13 protein-coding genes and 1 riboswitch are annotated in these 15,541 nt (G+C 37.8%); of the genes, 3 read left to right on the top strand and 10 right to left on the bottom strand.

Going from position 1 to position 15,541, the window contains the following annotated elements; all coding sequences use genetic code 11:
- Positions 1–46 precede the first annotated feature (46 nt).
- Positions 47–3,130, bottom strand: a complete 3,084-nt coding sequence (gene dnaE / locus EW028_RS14165; RefSeq protein WP_131521343.1) for a DNA polymerase III subunit alpha — start codon at positions 3,128–3,130, stop codon at positions 47–49.
- Positions 3,131–3,152: 22 nt separating this feature from the next.
- On the bottom strand, positions 3,153–4,097 hold the full coding sequence (locus EW028_RS14160) for a DHH family phosphoesterase (protein ID WP_131521342.1): 945 nt from the start codon (positions 4,095–4,097) through the stop codon (positions 3,153–3,155).
- A 90-nt stretch (positions 4,098–4,187) separates the two neighbouring features.
- Between EW028_RS14160 and EW028_RS14155 the strand changes: the two genes are divergently transcribed.
- Positions 4,188–4,493, top strand: coding sequence for a YtpI family protein (locus EW028_RS14155; protein WP_048393558.1), 306 nt, complete (start codon positions 4,188–4,190; stop codon positions 4,491–4,493).
- Between the two features lie 55 nt (positions 4,494–4,548).
- Here EW028_RS14155 and EW028_RS14150 read toward each other — a convergent pair whose 3' ends face one another.
- Positions 4,549–5,856, bottom strand: coding sequence for a DRTGG domain-containing protein (locus EW028_RS14150; protein ID WP_004226205.1), 1,308 nt, complete (start codon positions 5,854–5,856; stop codon positions 4,549–4,551).
- Positions 5,857–6,008: 152 nt separating this feature from the next.
- Entirely contained in the window at positions 6,009–6,692 is a 684-nt protein-coding gene (locus tag EW028_RS14145; RefSeq protein WP_131521341.1) for a metal-dependent hydrolase, read from the bottom strand.
- A 233-nt stretch (positions 6,693–6,925) separates the two neighbouring features.
- Here EW028_RS14145 and EW028_RS14140 point away from each other — a divergent pair, with 233 nt between their 5' ends.
- The gene (locus EW028_RS14140; RefSeq protein WP_131521340.1) at positions 6,926–8,014 is read left to right on the top strand and encodes a M24 family metallopeptidase; all 1,089 of its coding nucleotides are present in this window, start codon (positions 6,926–6,928) and stop codon (positions 8,012–8,014) included.
- A gap of 52 nt (positions 8,015–8,066) precedes the next feature.
- On the opposite strand, the gene ald is transcribed toward EW028_RS14140, so the two are convergent.
- Positions 8,067–9,182: an alanine dehydrogenase gene (gene ald, locus EW028_RS14135; protein ID WP_004226195.1), complete on the bottom strand. Its 1,116-nt coding sequence runs from the start codon at positions 9,180–9,182 to the stop codon at positions 8,067–8,069.
- A 421-nt stretch (positions 9,183–9,603) separates the two neighbouring features.
- Here ald and EW028_RS14130 point away from each other — a divergent pair, with 421 nt between their 5' ends.
- On the top strand, positions 9,604–10,053 hold the full coding sequence (locus EW028_RS14130) for a universal stress protein (protein ID WP_004226191.1): 450 nt from the start codon (positions 9,604–9,606) through the stop codon (positions 10,051–10,053).
- Positions 10,054–10,114: 61 nt separating this feature from the next.
- Here EW028_RS14130 and EW028_RS14125 read toward each other — a convergent pair whose 3' ends face one another.
- The 5 genes from EW028_RS14125 to mbcS all read right to left on the bottom strand — a co-directional run bounded on the left by EW028_RS14125 (position 10,115) and on the right by mbcS (position 15,184).
- Positions 10,115–11,044, bottom strand: a complete 930-nt coding sequence (locus EW028_RS14125; protein WP_131521339.1) for a class I SAM-dependent methyltransferase — start codon at positions 11,042–11,044, stop codon at positions 10,115–10,117.
- Between the two features lie 89 nt (positions 11,045–11,133).
- Entirely contained in the window at positions 11,134–11,637 is a 504-nt protein-coding gene (gene tpx / locus EW028_RS14120; protein ID WP_131521338.1) for a thiol peroxidase, read from the bottom strand.
- 124 nt (positions 11,638–11,761) lie between these two features.
- The gene (locus EW028_RS14115) at positions 11,762–12,388 is read right to left on the bottom strand and encodes an RDD family protein (protein ID WP_131521337.1); all 627 of its coding nucleotides are present in this window, start codon (positions 12,386–12,388) and stop codon (positions 11,762–11,764) included.
- Positions 12,389–12,399: 11 nt separating this feature from the next.
- The gene (gene sppA, locus EW028_RS14110) at positions 12,400–13,413 is read right to left on the bottom strand and encodes a signal peptide peptidase SppA (protein WP_131521336.1); all 1,014 of its coding nucleotides are present in this window, start codon (positions 13,411–13,413) and stop codon (positions 12,400–12,402) included.
- A 187-nt stretch (positions 13,414–13,600) separates the two neighbouring features.
- Positions 13,601–15,184 carry an acyl-CoA synthetase MbcS gene (mbcS, locus tag EW028_RS14105; protein ID WP_131521335.1) on the bottom strand — a complete coding sequence of 528 codons (1,584 nt, stop codon included), beginning with the start codon at positions 15,182–15,184 and terminating at the stop codon, positions 13,601–13,603.
- 190 nt (positions 15,185–15,374) lie between these two features.
- Positions 15,375–15,472, top strand: a riboswitch (TPP riboswitch).
- Positions 15,473–15,541 lie beyond the last annotated feature (69 nt).

Here is a 15,541-nt window from a genome sequence, read left to right as displayed (position 1 = left end):
AAAAACTGCATAAAATTTAATGCAGTTTCTAATTTCTTGTTTCATTTTATATCTTTTTCGTCGTTTGCGCATGTTTTACTTTGATTTGCGGCTTGCCAAAACGTCTTTCTAAAACACCTTCAATCCATAACATTTCCTCCTCTACCAGCAGGTCTTGGACCAACTGAAAGGTTTGTGGAAAAAATGTAGTGGAAACTGTTCCAAACTCATCCTGTAGCTGAACAAAAGCCATTTGCTCACCTTTTTTCGTACGGATTTTCTTCACTTCTTCAATCAGACCAATCATTTTTATGGAGGTACCATCACGCTTCTGCTTCAACTCTCGACAGGTACTATTGATATCCGCCCAGAAGAGTCTTTCCTGTGCAACTGGATGGGTAGAAATATAAAAGCCCAAGCTCTCTTTTTCATGCATCAATTTTTCCTTCTGGGACATTGCTTCTGCCTGCATATATTTTGGTTTACCAAAACTAAATGCCATTGCTGATGCTAAATCAATATCTTCAGTTGGCCTTAAAAGTTCCGCGTGTTTCAAAGCTGCCTCAACTGTAATGATGAGGACGGCTCTATCTTTTTCTAGATAATCAAGCGCCCCAGCATATATCAATGATTCCAACACTTTTGGCTTAAAATGCTGCGCACTTAAGGCAACAGCTAGATCAAATAGGTTATTTAATACCTCTGGATTTGTTTGACGGAGTCCATGTATTTTTTCTATAAATGTATGAGGCACACCTTTAATTCCTGATAAGCTGTAGCGAATGCCTTCCTTTTCCACCATAAAATATTTCGTACTACTTTTTAATGAAGGTGGATAAAATGGGATGCCCTTATCTTTTGCCTCATGGACAAATTGTTGAATCTTTTCTACATTTCCCGTGGCATTTGATAATAACGCTGCATAAAAGTTTTGAGGGAAATGCGCCTTTAAATAAGCCATTTGATAGGAAATAACACTATAGGCCACAGCATGACTTTTAGGGAAACCATAATCCGCAAAGCGTACAATCAGTTCGTATACTTCTTCAGCTAAACGCTGCTCAAAGCCTTGGCGTAGCGCCCCCTGAACAAATGCTGTGCGTTGCTCCTCTAAAACTTGTCGATTTTTTTTACTCACTGCTCGGCGAAGCAAATCTGCCTGTCCCATTGTAAAGCCGGCCAGTACTGATGCAATTTTAATAATTTGTTCTTGATAAACGATCACACCAAAGGTCTCTTGTAAAATAGGCTCTAGCACTGGATGTGGCATCGTTACCATTTCTCTGCCAGCCTTCCGTTTTGCATAGACAGGAATAAAATCCATTGGACCTGGGCGATAAAGTGCATTTACAGCCACAATATCTAAAAAGGTTGTAGGGCAGATATCACGCAAGGCTTGCTTCATACCGTCTGATTCTAATTGAAAAATCCCCAGCGTATCCCCTCTTTGTAATAGTTGAAACGTCTTGTCATCATGCAGTGGGATTCGCTCAAATTCTATCCAAGGACCACCAGCTTTATAAATTGACCAACGTATTTGCTCTAAAATAGTAAGATTGCGCAAGCCTAAAAAATCCATTTTGACGAGACCACATGCTTCAATATCTCCCATTGGCCATTGGGTACTATAAATACCATCATGCCCTTCTTCAATCGGTACAGTATTCACTAAAGGCGATGGAGCGATGACAATACCAGCTGCATGTATAGACGAGTTTCTTGGTAGGCCCTCCAATTTTAACGCCACTTCGTACCAACGCAAATGCTTATCATTCTCCGCTAACCAGCCTTGAAAGTCCTGTGACTCTGCTACAGCTCTTTGTAATGTAATTCCCGGCTTATTTGGAATCATCTTCGAAATTTTTTCTAGTATTTCCGCATCAAAGCCAAATACTCGTGCAACATCCCTGGCAACTGCTTTTGCAGACAATGTACCAAATGTAATAATTTGTGCGACATTTGCTTTGCCATACTTTTGGGCAACATACTGAATGACTTGATGCCTTTTACTATCAACAAAATCGATATCAATATCAGGTAAGGTAATTCTTTCAGGATTTAAAAAACGTTCGAATAATAAACCATAGGCAAGTGGATCTACTTGGGTAATCGAAAGACTATATGCCACAAGCGAACCTGCTGAGGAACCACGTCCAGGTCCCGTCAAAATTCGATTTTCTTTTGCATATCGCATAAAATCCGCCACAACCAAAAAATAGTCAGCAAAGCCCATAGAGCAAATAATTTCTAGTTCATACTGTAATCGTTCATGGTAAGCACCGGGTATTGCCAGTTGCTTGAATCGCTCTTCTAATCCAGTAAATGCTTCTTTAACAAGCAAGCTTTCAGCTGTTTCACCTTCAGGTACAGGAAATTTAGGCATTTGCACAGGCATTTTTGGTAAATCAGCTTTACAGCAAGCAAGCATTTTCGTACTGGCATCAAGCCAATCTGGACGATCCGCAAACCAATTTTGCCATTCGAATGCTGTTGGGGCAAAATAGCCCTGTACATCAGCTGTTTGCATAGTATTACCAAGCTTTTCTCCTGTATCAATTGCTCTTGCTACTTCATAAGCAAAATGATCTTCTGGACGCAAGAAATAACAGCTTTGAGATGCTACAAGTGCAATAGCATGTTCTTCACACCAAGAAACGAAATCATCTTCTTGTTCAGCTTTTATCCCTCCAGGTCTAGCAATCCCCATATAGAGGTGATGGTTAAACAGTTGGACCAAAGCAGAAACCATTGCCTGCCAGTCATCTACATCTGTTAAATCGTCTGAAGAAAGTAGCGCTATACAACCTGCTGAATATCCCTCAAGCCATTTCCAAGGCAGCATATCATCTTGTCTAATTGAAATCGCACTACTAATCTTTAATAAATGTTGATAGCCCTCCTGTGTCTGCGCATACAGGACGAGGGGCAGCGTTTTATCATGCCACTGAACGTTAACCGAAAGCCCTATAACCGCATGGATATTTACTTGCTGCAATGCTTTACAAAAAGGCAAAAGCCCGTACAATTTCGTATTAACGATTGCACAGGCTTGTGTCTTTTGTTCTTGTAAAAAAGGAATCAATTGCTCAAGCCGAATTGTGCTTTTCAATAAATCCGCGCTCGTATGCATCTTTGTATATACATGTGTCAAATGAATCCCTTCCTTTTCTCTGTTAATGATACGCTTTACAAATCTCTTTTAATCTTGCAATTACGTGGTCTGCTTCTTCCCATGAATAGGCAGTAGCACCAGATGCAAGCGGATGTCCGCCACCGTTAAATTCTTTTGCTAATGTATTGATAACGGGACCCTTCGAACGTAATCGTACACGGATCTGATCCCCTTCTTCAATGAAAACAACCCATGAGCATATATCTTTAACACTGCCTAGGCAGCCTACTAATAAAGAAGCCTCAGATGGCACTGTGTCATGCTCTGCCAGTAATTCTTTTGTTAGCTTCACATACGCAGCTCCATGCTCATCCATTGTAAAGTTTTGATAAATATATCCCTGTAAATTAAGTAATTTTTGCTCCATTTCGTACATGCCATCAAATAGTTGGTTTCGATCAAAATCATATGTAATCAGATCCGCAGCAACTTTAAATGTTTTAGCTGTTGTACTTGGGAATTGGAATCTGCCTGTATCGCCCACTATTCCTGCAAATAATAAGCGTGCAGCAGCATCTGAAAGTTTCCAGTTTGCTACTTCCTTGCCTTCTTCATATAATTCATAGATCATTTCACTACAAGAGCTTGCTGTCGTGTCCACCCATAAAAGATCACCATAAGCATCATCATTTGGATGATGATCAATTTTTATCACCATTTTTCCTTTTGTGTAGCGTTGGTCGTCAACACGCTCTGTATTAGCCGTGTCAGTGACAATAACTAAAGCATTTTCATACACTTCATCCGCTATTTCATCAGGCTGTGCCATAAAAGATAAAGAAGCATCATGTTCCCCTACAGCAAAAACCTTTTTCTCAGGATAATTGGCTAAAATAATCTCTTTTAAGCCTTGCTGTGAGCCATAAGCATCAGGATCAGGACGTACATGACGATGGATAATAATGGTTTCATTGGCCTCAATTGTGTCGATGATTTGTCTTTTCACAATAATTTCCCCCAAAATGATAGTAAGAACCGTTAGCATTTTTACATAATTATCGTTACAATAATGTCTAGTTATGCTAGGAGGTTTACTATGCTCAATTTAATATTTGTGTTTGCGATTATCATATCTTTTGTTTTTTATTTTTATTTTAAAACAAAACAATTCCGTTCTCCATTACCTATTGCTAAAAACTGGTATAAAAGCAAAGCGAACATCGGCTTAGGTTCCTTAATATTGTCATTTGCTTTAAATCAAGCTTATTTATTCCCGAGCTTATTTACATTTATTATTGTAGCAATTCTTGCCGCGCTCGGCATCTTAGTTATTGTAGAAAATATAAAAAAAGCACGTCATTATGGACAATTTGTTGAGGAAGAATTCCGCATTAATCAATAATATATGTAACAAAGGGATGACCAAGCAATTGCGCTAGGCCATCCCTTTTCAATACTTAACGTTCTAATAGTTGGAACATCATCATTGCCTTACCAACAAGCATTTGTTGATTATACACTTCAAAATCCATCTTCACAAACTTACGACTCATATCTAAAATCCGAGGCTTAACAGTTAGCGTACTTTCCATTTGGACTGGTTTAATAAAGTAAATAGTCATATTCTCTGCCACTGCATCTCCACGTTTACGTCGTTTTAATGCGAATGAACCGACCTCAGCTAGTAAAGTTGTAAAAGCACCGTATGAAATTGCTCCATATTGATTAGTCATTTGTGGTGTGACTTTAAATTCAACGATGAGTTCTTCATCACCTAATACCTTCATTTCATTTTTCACTAAATCATCAATCGTTTCACCATGCTGTGGCTGTCTTTGTGCTAATTGCAACGCCTTCAGTACATCTTGACGGCTAATCACACCCTGTAAAATATTGTCGTCATCTACAATTGGTAAGAGATCAATCCCCTCCCAAATCATTCGATGCCCTGCCGAAGCGACACTCATTTTCATGGAGCCAGCAATTGGGTTTTTCGTCATTACTTTTTCAATAAGCTCGTTTTCTTCACGACCAATGACGTCTTTTACGGTAATCATACCGACCAATTTATTTTGGTGGGTAACTACAGGAAATGCACCATGGGTTGTACGTTCATTCAGCTTCTGGAAATGATGAATTGTTTCATCATTTTTTAATGCTGCAGTGTCAGTCATCGGTACATAAATGTCTTCGATAAAAAGAATATCTTTTTTAATCAATTGGTCATAGATTGCCCGGTTAATCATTGTTGCTACTGTAAACGTATCGTAGCTTGTTGAAATAATTGGTAAATCTAATGAATCTGCAAGCAACTTATTATCTTCCGTAGTATCAAAACCGCCGGTGATTAAAACAGCTGCCCCCGCTCGAAGGGCATTCTCATGTGCTTTAATACGGTTACCAACAATTAATAAGCTACCTGCATCAGTGTAACGCATCATGTCCTCTAATTGCATAGCCCCAATAACAAATTTTGTTAGTGTTTTATGTAGACCTGATTTACCACCTAAAACTTGGCCATCTACAATATTAACAATTTCTGCAAAAGTTAAGCGCTCAATATTTTCTTTCTTTTTTTTCTCAATACGAATTGTTCCAACACGTTCAATAGAACTTACTAAGCGACGATTTTCAGCTTCCTTAATTGCACGGTAAGCTGTTCCTTCACTCACTTGCATTTCCTTTGCTATTTGCCGTACTGAAATTTTATCGCCCACGGGTAGTGATTCGATGTATTGTAAAATTTTCTCATGTTTTGTAGACAAAATATCACCTATTTCCTAAGCTTCAATTCTGCTCTTAGTGTACCATATTTTTTATGAAAATATTTAATATAAAGTGATGAAATTGTTTAACTTTCCCCATCATTTCAACTACCAGCGTGGTGTCAATTCATATAGTACAGCATTACCAACGATTAGAAACAGTTTACTTTTTCGCCAGCTTTCAAAATTTGAACTTCTGTATTTTGTACTAAATCTGCAAAAATTTGTGGATCTTGCTCGATTGGTGGGAATGTATTGTAATGAATCGGTACGACAATTTTCGGCTTTAAAAACGAAACTGCACACGCTGCATCCTCTGGCCCCATTGTAAAATTATCACCAATTGGTAAGAATGCAATATCAATTGGATGTCGTTCACCAATTAGTTTCATATCACCAAAAAGAGCTGTATCGCCCGCATGATAAATTGTTAATCCTTCAATAAATAATAATAGTCCAGCAGGCATGCCCATATAAATTATTTCGTTATTTTCTGTTACATAAGAAGAGCCATGAAAGGCTTGTGTAAACTTTACTTTACCAAAGTCAAATTCCTTTGCACCACCTATATGCATCGGGTGTGTTTTTACACCTTGCCAAGAAATCCAATTAGCCAGCTCATTTGGCGCAATGACTAGCGCATCTTTTTTCTTCGCTAATTCTACTGTATCTCCAACATGATCATTATGGCCATGTGTAAGTAAAATAATATCTGGCGCTTCATCAGCCACTTTTAAGTCTGTTTGCCCATTGCCATTAATAAAAGGGTCAATTAATATCGTTTTTCCATTTGTTTGAATTTTGACAACTGAATGTCCATGATAACTTATTTTCATCTTAACATCCTCCTCGATTAACAAAGTACAGTTCAACATTTTAATTCGCTACCCATGCGCTTTTTCCCTTTTTTTGATATGCTTGTACAGAGAATAATGGTAGCATTCTCTAACAGCCTTATACCCTGTTAGAGCATAATTATTCAGTACTCGATAAGAAACCTCGCTACTTTTTTCAACAGTCGAAGCTTTCTTACGTAAAATTTCCCATGCACTAAAAGGAGGACATATTGATGTCAAAGGTTGAAGAAATCCAACGTTACTTGCAGCAAAATCATATCGATGCAGCATTCGTAACAACACCTGACAATGTTTTTTACGTTTCAGGCTTTAAAAGTAATCCACATGAAAGATTACTAGGAGTCATGATTTTTAAAGATGCGGAGCCTTTTCTAATTTGTCCACAAATGGAGATTCCAGATGCAAAGGCTGCTGGTTGGTCTTATGAGGTAATTGGTCATCAAGATACAGAAAATTCGATGGAAGTTCTTGCTCAAGCGATTGTAGCACGCCAAATCACCCCAGCTACATTTGCTATCGAAAAAGCACAACTCATTGTTGAGCGCTTGGAAGCTTTACAGCAATCTTTCCCTCAAGCTAGCTTTGTGCGTCTTGACGAAAAAATTAATGCGATGCGCGTAATCAAAGATAAAAGTGAATTAGAAAAATTACGTAAAGCTGCTGAATTGGCCGATTATGCAATTGAAATCGGTTGCAAGGAAATTGCTGAAGGTAAAACAGAAATGGAAATCCTAACAGCAATCGAAAGTGCCATTCAAGATAAAGGCTGTAAAATGTCTTTTGAAACAATGGTATTGAGTGGTCCAAAAACTGCCTCTCCTCATGGGAAGCCAGGTGCACGTAAAATTGAAAAAGGTGATATGGTACTATTTGACCTTGGCGTTATTTACGATGGCTATTGCTCAGATATTACACGTACTGTAGCTTTTGGGGAGCCTAGTGAAGCACAAAAGGAAATTTATCAAACTGTTTTAGCTGCCAATACAAATGCTGTCGCAGCAGTAAAACCAGGTGTTCGTGCGATGGACTTAGACAAAATTGCGCGTGATACAATTACAGAGGCTGGTTATGGTGAATATTTCACCCACCGCCTTGGACATGGTCTTGGTATTTCTGTGCATGAATTCCCATCTGTTACAGGTGCCAATGAGATGACGATGGAAGAAGGTATGGTCTTTACGATTGAGCCTGGCATTTATAAATCAGATGTAACAGGCGTACGTATTGAGGATGATGTTGTCGTTACAAAAGATGGCGTTGAAGTATTAACAAAATTCCCGAAAGATTTAATCATTCTATAATGCAAAAAAAGGAAGCAACTAGTGTGCTTCCTTTTTCTCTGTCTAGCAAAGTTTATTGAATTAATTCATCCACATTGACAAATGGTAGTCCTTGCGAATCTGCCACTGCTTTATAAACAAGTTGTCCATCTAATGTATTCACACCTTTTTTCAGTGCTGCATTATCAAGGCAAGCTTGTTTGTAGCCTTTGTTGGCAATTTGAAGTGCATATGGAATTGTATTATTTGTTAAAGCAATTGTAGAAGTACGTGGTACCGCACCAGGCATATTTGCAACTGCATAGTGTACAACGCCATGCTTCACATAGGTTGGATCATCATGTGTTGTCACACGGTCAGATGTTGCAAAGATACCACCTTGGTCAATTGCGATATCGACTACAACAGAGCCGGCTTGCATTGACTGAATCATTTCTTCCGATACAAGTTTCGGTGCTTTTGCGCCTGGGATTAATACCGCACCAATAACTAAATCTGAATCTTTCACTGATTCTGCAATATTATATGGATTAGACATTAATGTTTGAACATCACGTCCAAACATATCTTCTAATTGACGTAAACGTTCTGGGCTTAAATCGATAACTGTCACATCAGCACCCATACCAACAGCAATTTTTGCAGCATTTGTACCTGCAATACCACCGCCAATTACTGTCACTTTTCCACGTTGTACACCTGATACACCACCTAGTAAAATACCTTTACCAGCATGGTTTCTCTCTAAGAACTGTGCTCCAATTTGTGTAGCCATCTTACCAGCAACTTCACTCATTGGTGTTAACAAAGGTAATGAACCATTTGCTAATTGTACTGTTTCGTAGGCAATTCCTACAACTTTTTTATTTAAAAGTGCCTGAGTTAATTCAACCTCTGGCGCTAAATGTAAATAAGTGAATAAAATTTGACCTTCGTAGAAGTAATCATACTCAGAAGCTACAGGTTCTTTTACCTTCATAATCATTTCTTGTGACCAAGCTTCTTTAGCTGTTTGAACAATATGAGCACCTGCTGCAATGTAATCAGCATCCGTAAAGCTTGAACCTAGCCCCGCTCCTGTTTCAATGTACACTTCATGTCCTGCATGTGTTAAAGTGACAACTCCTGCTGGTGTCATTGCTACTCGGTTTTCATTGTTTTTAATTTCCTTTGGAATACCAATCTTCATTGTTTCCTATCCCCTTCCATAACGTAAGAAATAAGCATCATTTATGTAACTAAACTTGATGCACCCCTTGCACTTCCATATTACCAAACAATTGCAAAAAAAGCTTTAACTAATGCAAATACAGATAAAATTTATAAGATTTCCAAATTAACAAATATTCAAACGTTGTATATCATTATAAATTACTATATTTAAAAACTAAAAAGGAGTCTAAGTAACCGTTAATGGACCTGATTCATGTGTAGTTGAAATCAATCAAAAAACGTTTACACACTGCAAATAGTGGGAATTAGATATTTATAATTAATGAACATTTCTACATGAAATGCCTTCACATTTTCATAATTTTTCTTGCGGAAAGTATTTCCTTTAGAAAATCATTTGGTATAATCAACATATACAAATCAGGGAGGTTTTTCAAATGGCTAATCATTATAAAAGCATTGTTGTTGCAGTAGACGGTTCAAAAGAAGCTGAATACGCGTTTCGTAAATCAATTGATGTTGCAAAACGAAACGAAGGTGCAGTGTTAAATCTAGTAAATGTAATCGATACTCGTTCATTTGCTGCTATCGAAGCATATGACCGTTCCATTGCAGAGCGTGCTCAAGCATTTTCTGAAGAACTATTAAATGGTTACAAAAAGCAAGCTGAAGATGAAGGTTTAACGAATGTTAATCTTATCATCGAGTATGGCTCTCCAAAAAATATCATAACAAAAGAGCTTTCTAACATCGTAGACGCAGATTTAATCATTTGTGGTGCAACTGGTCTAAATGCAGTAGAACGCTTCCTAATCGGTTCTGTATCTGAGGCAATTGTACGTTCAGCTAAATGTGACGTACTAGTTATCCGTACGCCTGAAAACTAATTTGTAATACATAAAAAGGTATCCTTATATAGGATACCTTTTTACTTGCACTCAAGAGCAATTACTTGCCCTCTTTCCACATCTTCACTTTTTCAAAGAATAGCGCAAGTGCCTGTTTATTCTGCATATTTGGTACTTTAGCTAATAGTACTTCTTTAGGTGCTTTCAATTCCTTCGATTGTTTTTGTAAAATCACAATGCTCTTCTCTAATGATTTATTCGCAAACATAGAATCAGGTAATTGAATAATCGCTTGAATCCACGCATGTTTTTGAATGTATTTGTGTAATTGCTTAGACTGCTCTGACTCAAACAGATGAGATGGTGCAAGGAAAAATAAATAGCCGCCATCCTTTGTATAATTCATTGATTGCTCGATGAATAAATGATGGGCATAACTCATCCCCTCCGCTGGACATAATTCATAATTGAGCGCCACTTCTTCATTTGGATAATAACCTACAGGTAAATCACAAACAACGGCATCAACCGGATTGACCAATAAATCTTCTAAGGCATCTTGACGGTATAAAGAAATAGGTTGTTCTGTTAAGTCAGCAGTTGCAGCAGCAAGGCGAATAAGTAGCTCATCCACCTCTACACCTGTTGCTTCCACTTTTCCATCTAATAAATTCATAACCGTCAGTAATAAATTGCCCGTGCCTACTGCTGGGTCCATGATCGAGATCTTTTCATTTTCAAGACGCTCTGCAAAAATCTGCTCCACAAAGTAGCCCACTAATAGCCCTAACGTATCAGGAGTCATTTGATGATTCGGCTGTGAGCCTTTGCGCATCCCTTTTAAAATAGCAATTTGAATAGCTTTACGAATATCCTCTTTTGTTGCATCTTTTTGAGAAAAATCAACTTCGCCATCAAGCCATGCCTCTAACCCATCTAATAATCCTTCTAGTAACGTTATATTGTGTTCTTTTTCGATTTTTTCGGCATGCGCATTTAGCAAACCAAATAACTTTTCGATATTTTCCATATCTAACTTCCTTTCACGCAGAAAAGAGCCGTGACAAACACTTGTCACAGCCCCTTTGTCTAGTATTATCTTAGCCTAAAAGCAGCTTATTATGCTAGTGCTTTGACAGCTGCAATGGCCGCTTCATAGTTTGGATGATCTGTAGCTTCAGGTACATATTCAACATATGTTACTTTATTGTTTGCATCCACAACGAATACTGCACGTGTCAGAAGACGTAATTCTTGAATGTATACGCCATATGCCTCACCAAATGAAAGGTCGCGGTGATCTGATACAGTTTGGACTGCATCTATACCTGCTGCACCACACCAACGCTTTTGAGCGAATGGAAGATCCACAGATACTGTATAAATGACTACATTATCACCTAAGTTCGCTGCTTCCTCATTGAATCGACGTGTTTGCGCATCACATACACCAGTATCTAATGATGGTACAACACTAAATAAACGAACTTTTCCTTCTGAATCATTTAATGTTACAGGTGATAGGTCATTCGCTAATACCGTAAAATCTGGAGCCTGATCGCCCACCTTTACTTCATTTCCTACTAGTGTCACTGGACCATTTTTAAATGTTACTTGTGCCATCTAAACGCCTCCTAATCATCATATGTACATAATATTACTAAATGAAGGGAATTAATTGCAACTATGATAGCTTACATACTTAGAAATAGATAAGACTGTCTCCTAATTTGAGACAGTCTTATGTTTATTGTTCATTTTTTTCCTCTAGCTTGGCGAGGTCTATTTTTTCTTCTTGCACCGTAATTTCTACATGTTCTTCTTGTTTTGGTAATGTAGTCGGTGTTAAAGCCTTTTCAATAAAGATTTTTTCGTGCACCACTGTTGTATCGGCAAAATAATCATGTAAGCCTTGATTTTCTGGCAAAATCACTACCAAAATATACAGTGGCATAAAAATATTATTGATGATACGACCAATCCAATCACGGAATAACACATCTGACCAAGTTAACTGATCGTGCTTTAATGAAATGACACGTAATCCAAACACCATTTTCCCTAGCGTTTGTCCAAAGAACTTTGTCATCAGCACAAAATAACTATAGTAGAAAATTGCTGTAATAATAGAAATCGGCGCATACCAAACAGAATCAGATAAGGACCAATCCATTAAATAAAAGATAGGATTGACGAGTATTCCTCCTACAGCAGAAATAATGAATCCATCTAATAAAAATGCCCAAAATCGTACCCAAAAACCAGCAGTTTTTAATGCATAGTTTTTTTCATTTGCTGATTCTCCTGAAGTGTTTATATAGAAGCCATTTTCCAATGAGGGTGAACCTTGCATAACAATTTCATTGTTTGTCATTGTGCTCCCTCCTAGTATTCCCCATATAGATACATCATTTTCGGTGCGCTATAGTCCGTCATGATTTTCATTAGCATTTTTTCCTCGGCAGAGGGACCGAACATGGAGCCAATTTTCATACCTACGTATGATTGCCAGCCACCCATATCGTATGAATACTCAAATAAAGCCGCATCTTCAAGTCCATAATCCTCACGAAGAGCTGCAATGGCCGCTTCTTCATCACCAATTTCATCAATTAACCCTGCTTCAAGCGCTTTTGTACCGCCAAGAATACGACCATCTGCAACCTTCTTCACTTCTGCTTCAGACATATTACGTCCCTGCTCTACAATATCTACAAATTCTTCGTACGTTTCATTAATCATATCTTGCATCATTGCACGTTCCTCTTCTGTCACTTCACGCATTGGACTTAGCATATCTTTATGCTCTCCTGATTTAAACGTCTCAAATTTGACCCCTACTTTTTCAGCCAGCTCTTGATAGTTAATAGATTGCATGATGACACCAATAGAACCTGTTATTGTATCACGATGGGCAAATATTTTATCTGCTGGTGCCGAAATATAATAACCACCTGAAGCTGCCATAGAATCCATCGATACATAAATTGGTATTTGTCGTTCTTCTTTGATTTTTAGTAGCTTTTTATAGATATCTGCAGATTCCTTTACACCACCACCTGGTGAATTAACGCTTAAGACAACACCCTGTATGGACTCATCATATAAAATATTATCCAATTGTTCTAAGAAAAATTGATGATCATAGGCAACTGGTTGCCACAATGTACTTGAGCCGATATCTTGAATCGTTCCATCTACCTTTAAATAAGCAATTCGCTTATCAAAATTTTCCCCTTCAATGACATTTTCATATACATCTAAGCTATTACCTGCCATTAAGCTATCAAAATTACCTAGGAAATCTGCTTTAAATAGCGCAAAAATGGTATTAATTCCTAACGAAAATAGTAAGAGAACACCTGCCACTACTAAAGCAACCCACCTTTTTACATTCATGTCTTTCCGCCTCCTCAACACGTAATACGTATGACTTGCCAATTTGTTTCATTTTTTTGCAATAATTAAACACAAAAAGCTTTAAGCTATGTATTTCCTCATATTACCTTACCTAAAAAAAATAAAAAAATCAAAGTCCATACCTTTGATGAACTTTGATTTTCGACATTATTTCCTAGGAAATGAATTAGAATTGGAGGTGTTTAATTTCTTGTTGTCGTAATTCGACACGTCTAATTTTCCCAGAAGATGTTTTTGGTAGTTCCTCTACAAATTCAATAGCACGTGGATATTTATAAGGAGCAGTCAATGATTTAACATGACTTTGGAGTGTTTGAATAAGCGCTCCATCACCTTTTTCACCATCGCGCAGAACAATAAATGCCTTGACAATATTTCCTCTTACTTTATCAGGGCTCGCTATAACAGCAGCCTCTTTTACAGCTGGATGCTTCATTAAAGCATCCTCTACTTCAAAAGGGCCAATTGTATAGCCTGAGGAAATAATAACATCGTCTCCTCGTCCGTCAAACCAAAAGTAGCCATCTTCATCTTTATAGGCACGATCTCCTGTAATATACCAATCCCCACGAAATTGTAAATTTGTACGTTCAGGATCATTTAAATATTTTTTAAAGAGGGCTGGTGTTTCACGATGAACAGCAATATCACCAACTTCTCCGATTGCAACGGGTTTGCCCAAATCATTAATAATTTCAACAGTGTTGCCAGGAGTAGGTTTTCCCATCGACCCAACTCTTGCGTCCATTCCTACCATTGTGCCTACCAATAATGTATTTTCTGTTTGTCCATAGCCATCTCGCACTTGTAATTTGAATGTTTCCAAGAATACTCTAATGACCTCACTATTTAATGGCTCACCAGCTGATACAGCTTGGCGAATCGCACTTAAATCATATTCATATAAATCTTCAAGCGCTGCCATAAAACGATATTCAGTTGGTGTACAGCATAATACATTGATTTTGAATCGCTCAAGCAATGCTAAATAACAAGCTGCTTCAAATTTACCTTTGTAGACAAATGCAGTAGCACCACTACCTAAAGTAGCTAGAAACGGACTCCATATCCATTTTTGCCATCCTGGTGCTGCAGTCGCCCAAACAATATCATTTTCTTGTACCCCCAACCAATGTGGTGCTGTTGTTCGTAAATGAGCATAGCCCCAACTATGCGTATGCACTGCTGCTTTTGGATTTCCTGTTGTTCCGCTTGTATAGGCTAAAAATGCATGGTCTGTACTTTTTGTTGGGATAGGATTTATGTAGGTTGTAGGTTGATTATTCATTTTTTCAAGTATGTTCTGCCAAGGTTCATGTGCATTCCCTATGACAAATTGCAGTATGTCTTGTAAATTTCCAACTTTATCGAACTGTTCAATATAGGGTTCGAATGCAATAACTGCTTTAGCATTTGCATGATGAATTCGATACTCAATATCCTTTGTTCTTAACATCTCAGAACTTGGAATAATCGTTAAACCCGCTTTCAATGCAGCAATATACACTATATATGCTTCCACTGAACGTGGTACCATCACTAAAATGACATCACCTTTCTTTAAACCTTGCTTAGTGAATACATGTGCTGCTTGATTCGCTTTTTCCAATAAATGTGCATATGTAATACATTGGATGTCTTGGTTTTCCTCATAAATAATTAAAGCATTTTTGGTTGCATCCTGAGCATATTTTTCAATTTCCTCTACTATGTTATACCATTCTGGTGCAACTAAATCTTGTCTTTTCATGGCAATTGCCCCCTTTTGTTATGACACATTATAAGACTCTTTTTTCAGCATTTTCAATGGTTTGTGCTTAATTTCGGTAAAGTCATGACAACTATCATACTCTCCTATATGGCATCGGTCACATTTTATCTATAGGAAAACTTGCTATTGAATACAACTGAAAAGTATGGTACATTTTGGTCAACTAAAAGCAAGATTGCAGGGGGACTCGTAAGAGTTGAGAAGGTAAAACCTGACCCTTTGAACCTGTTAGTTAATACTGACGTAGGGAGCAATAAACATCGTTTTCAGATGAAAGGCTCTTTTCGTGCATTTTTACACAAAAAGAGCCTTTTTTGCATGCTTACGTCCATCCCT

The sequence above is a fragment of the Lysinibacillus sp. OL1 genome (genome assembly GCF_004332175.1).
GTDB classification, from domain to species: domain Bacteria; phylum Bacillota; class Bacilli; order Bacillales_A; family Planococcaceae; genus Lysinibacillus; species Lysinibacillus capsici.
Note: the sequence above shows the minus strand (reverse complement) of the source record. Positions and strands in the feature narration are given on the sequence as shown.

Coding starts and splice junctions, on each gene's coding strand:
- EW028_RS14125 (WP_131521339.1), bottom strand. CDS start 11,044: ATGGAAAATATCGAAAAGTTATTTGGTTTGCTAAATGCGCATGCCGAA.
- EW028_RS14140 (WP_131521340.1), top strand. CDS start 6,926: ATGTCAAAGGTTGAAGAAATCCAACGTTACTTGCAGCAAAATCATATC.
- EW028_RS14145 (WP_131521341.1), bottom strand. CDS start 6,692: ATGAAAATAAGTTATCATGGACATTCAGTTGTCAAAATTCAAACAAAT.
- sppA (WP_131521336.1), bottom strand. CDS start 13,413: ATGAATGTAAAAAGGTGGGTTGCTTTAGTAGTGGCAGGTGTTCTCTTA.
- mbcS (WP_131521335.1), bottom strand. CDS start 15,184: ATGAAAAGACAAGATTTAGTTGCACCAGAATGGTATAACATAGTAGAG.
- EW028_RS14115 (WP_131521337.1), bottom strand. CDS start 12,388: ATGACAAACAATGAAATTGTTATGCAAGGTTCACCCTCATTGGAAAAT.
- ald (WP_004226195.1), bottom strand. CDS start 9,182: ATGAAGATTGGTATTCCAAAGGAAATTAAAAACAATGAAAACCGAGTA.
- EW028_RS14130 (WP_004226191.1), top strand. CDS start 9,604: ATGGCTAATCATTATAAAAGCATTGTTGTTGCAGTAGACGGTTCAAAA.
- EW028_RS14155 (WP_048393558.1), top strand. CDS start 4,188: ATGCTCAATTTAATATTTGTGTTTGCGATTATCATATCTTTTGTTTTT.
- tpx (WP_131521338.1), bottom strand. CDS start 11,637: ATGGCACAAGTAACATTTAAAAATGGTCCAGTGACACTAGTAGGAAAT.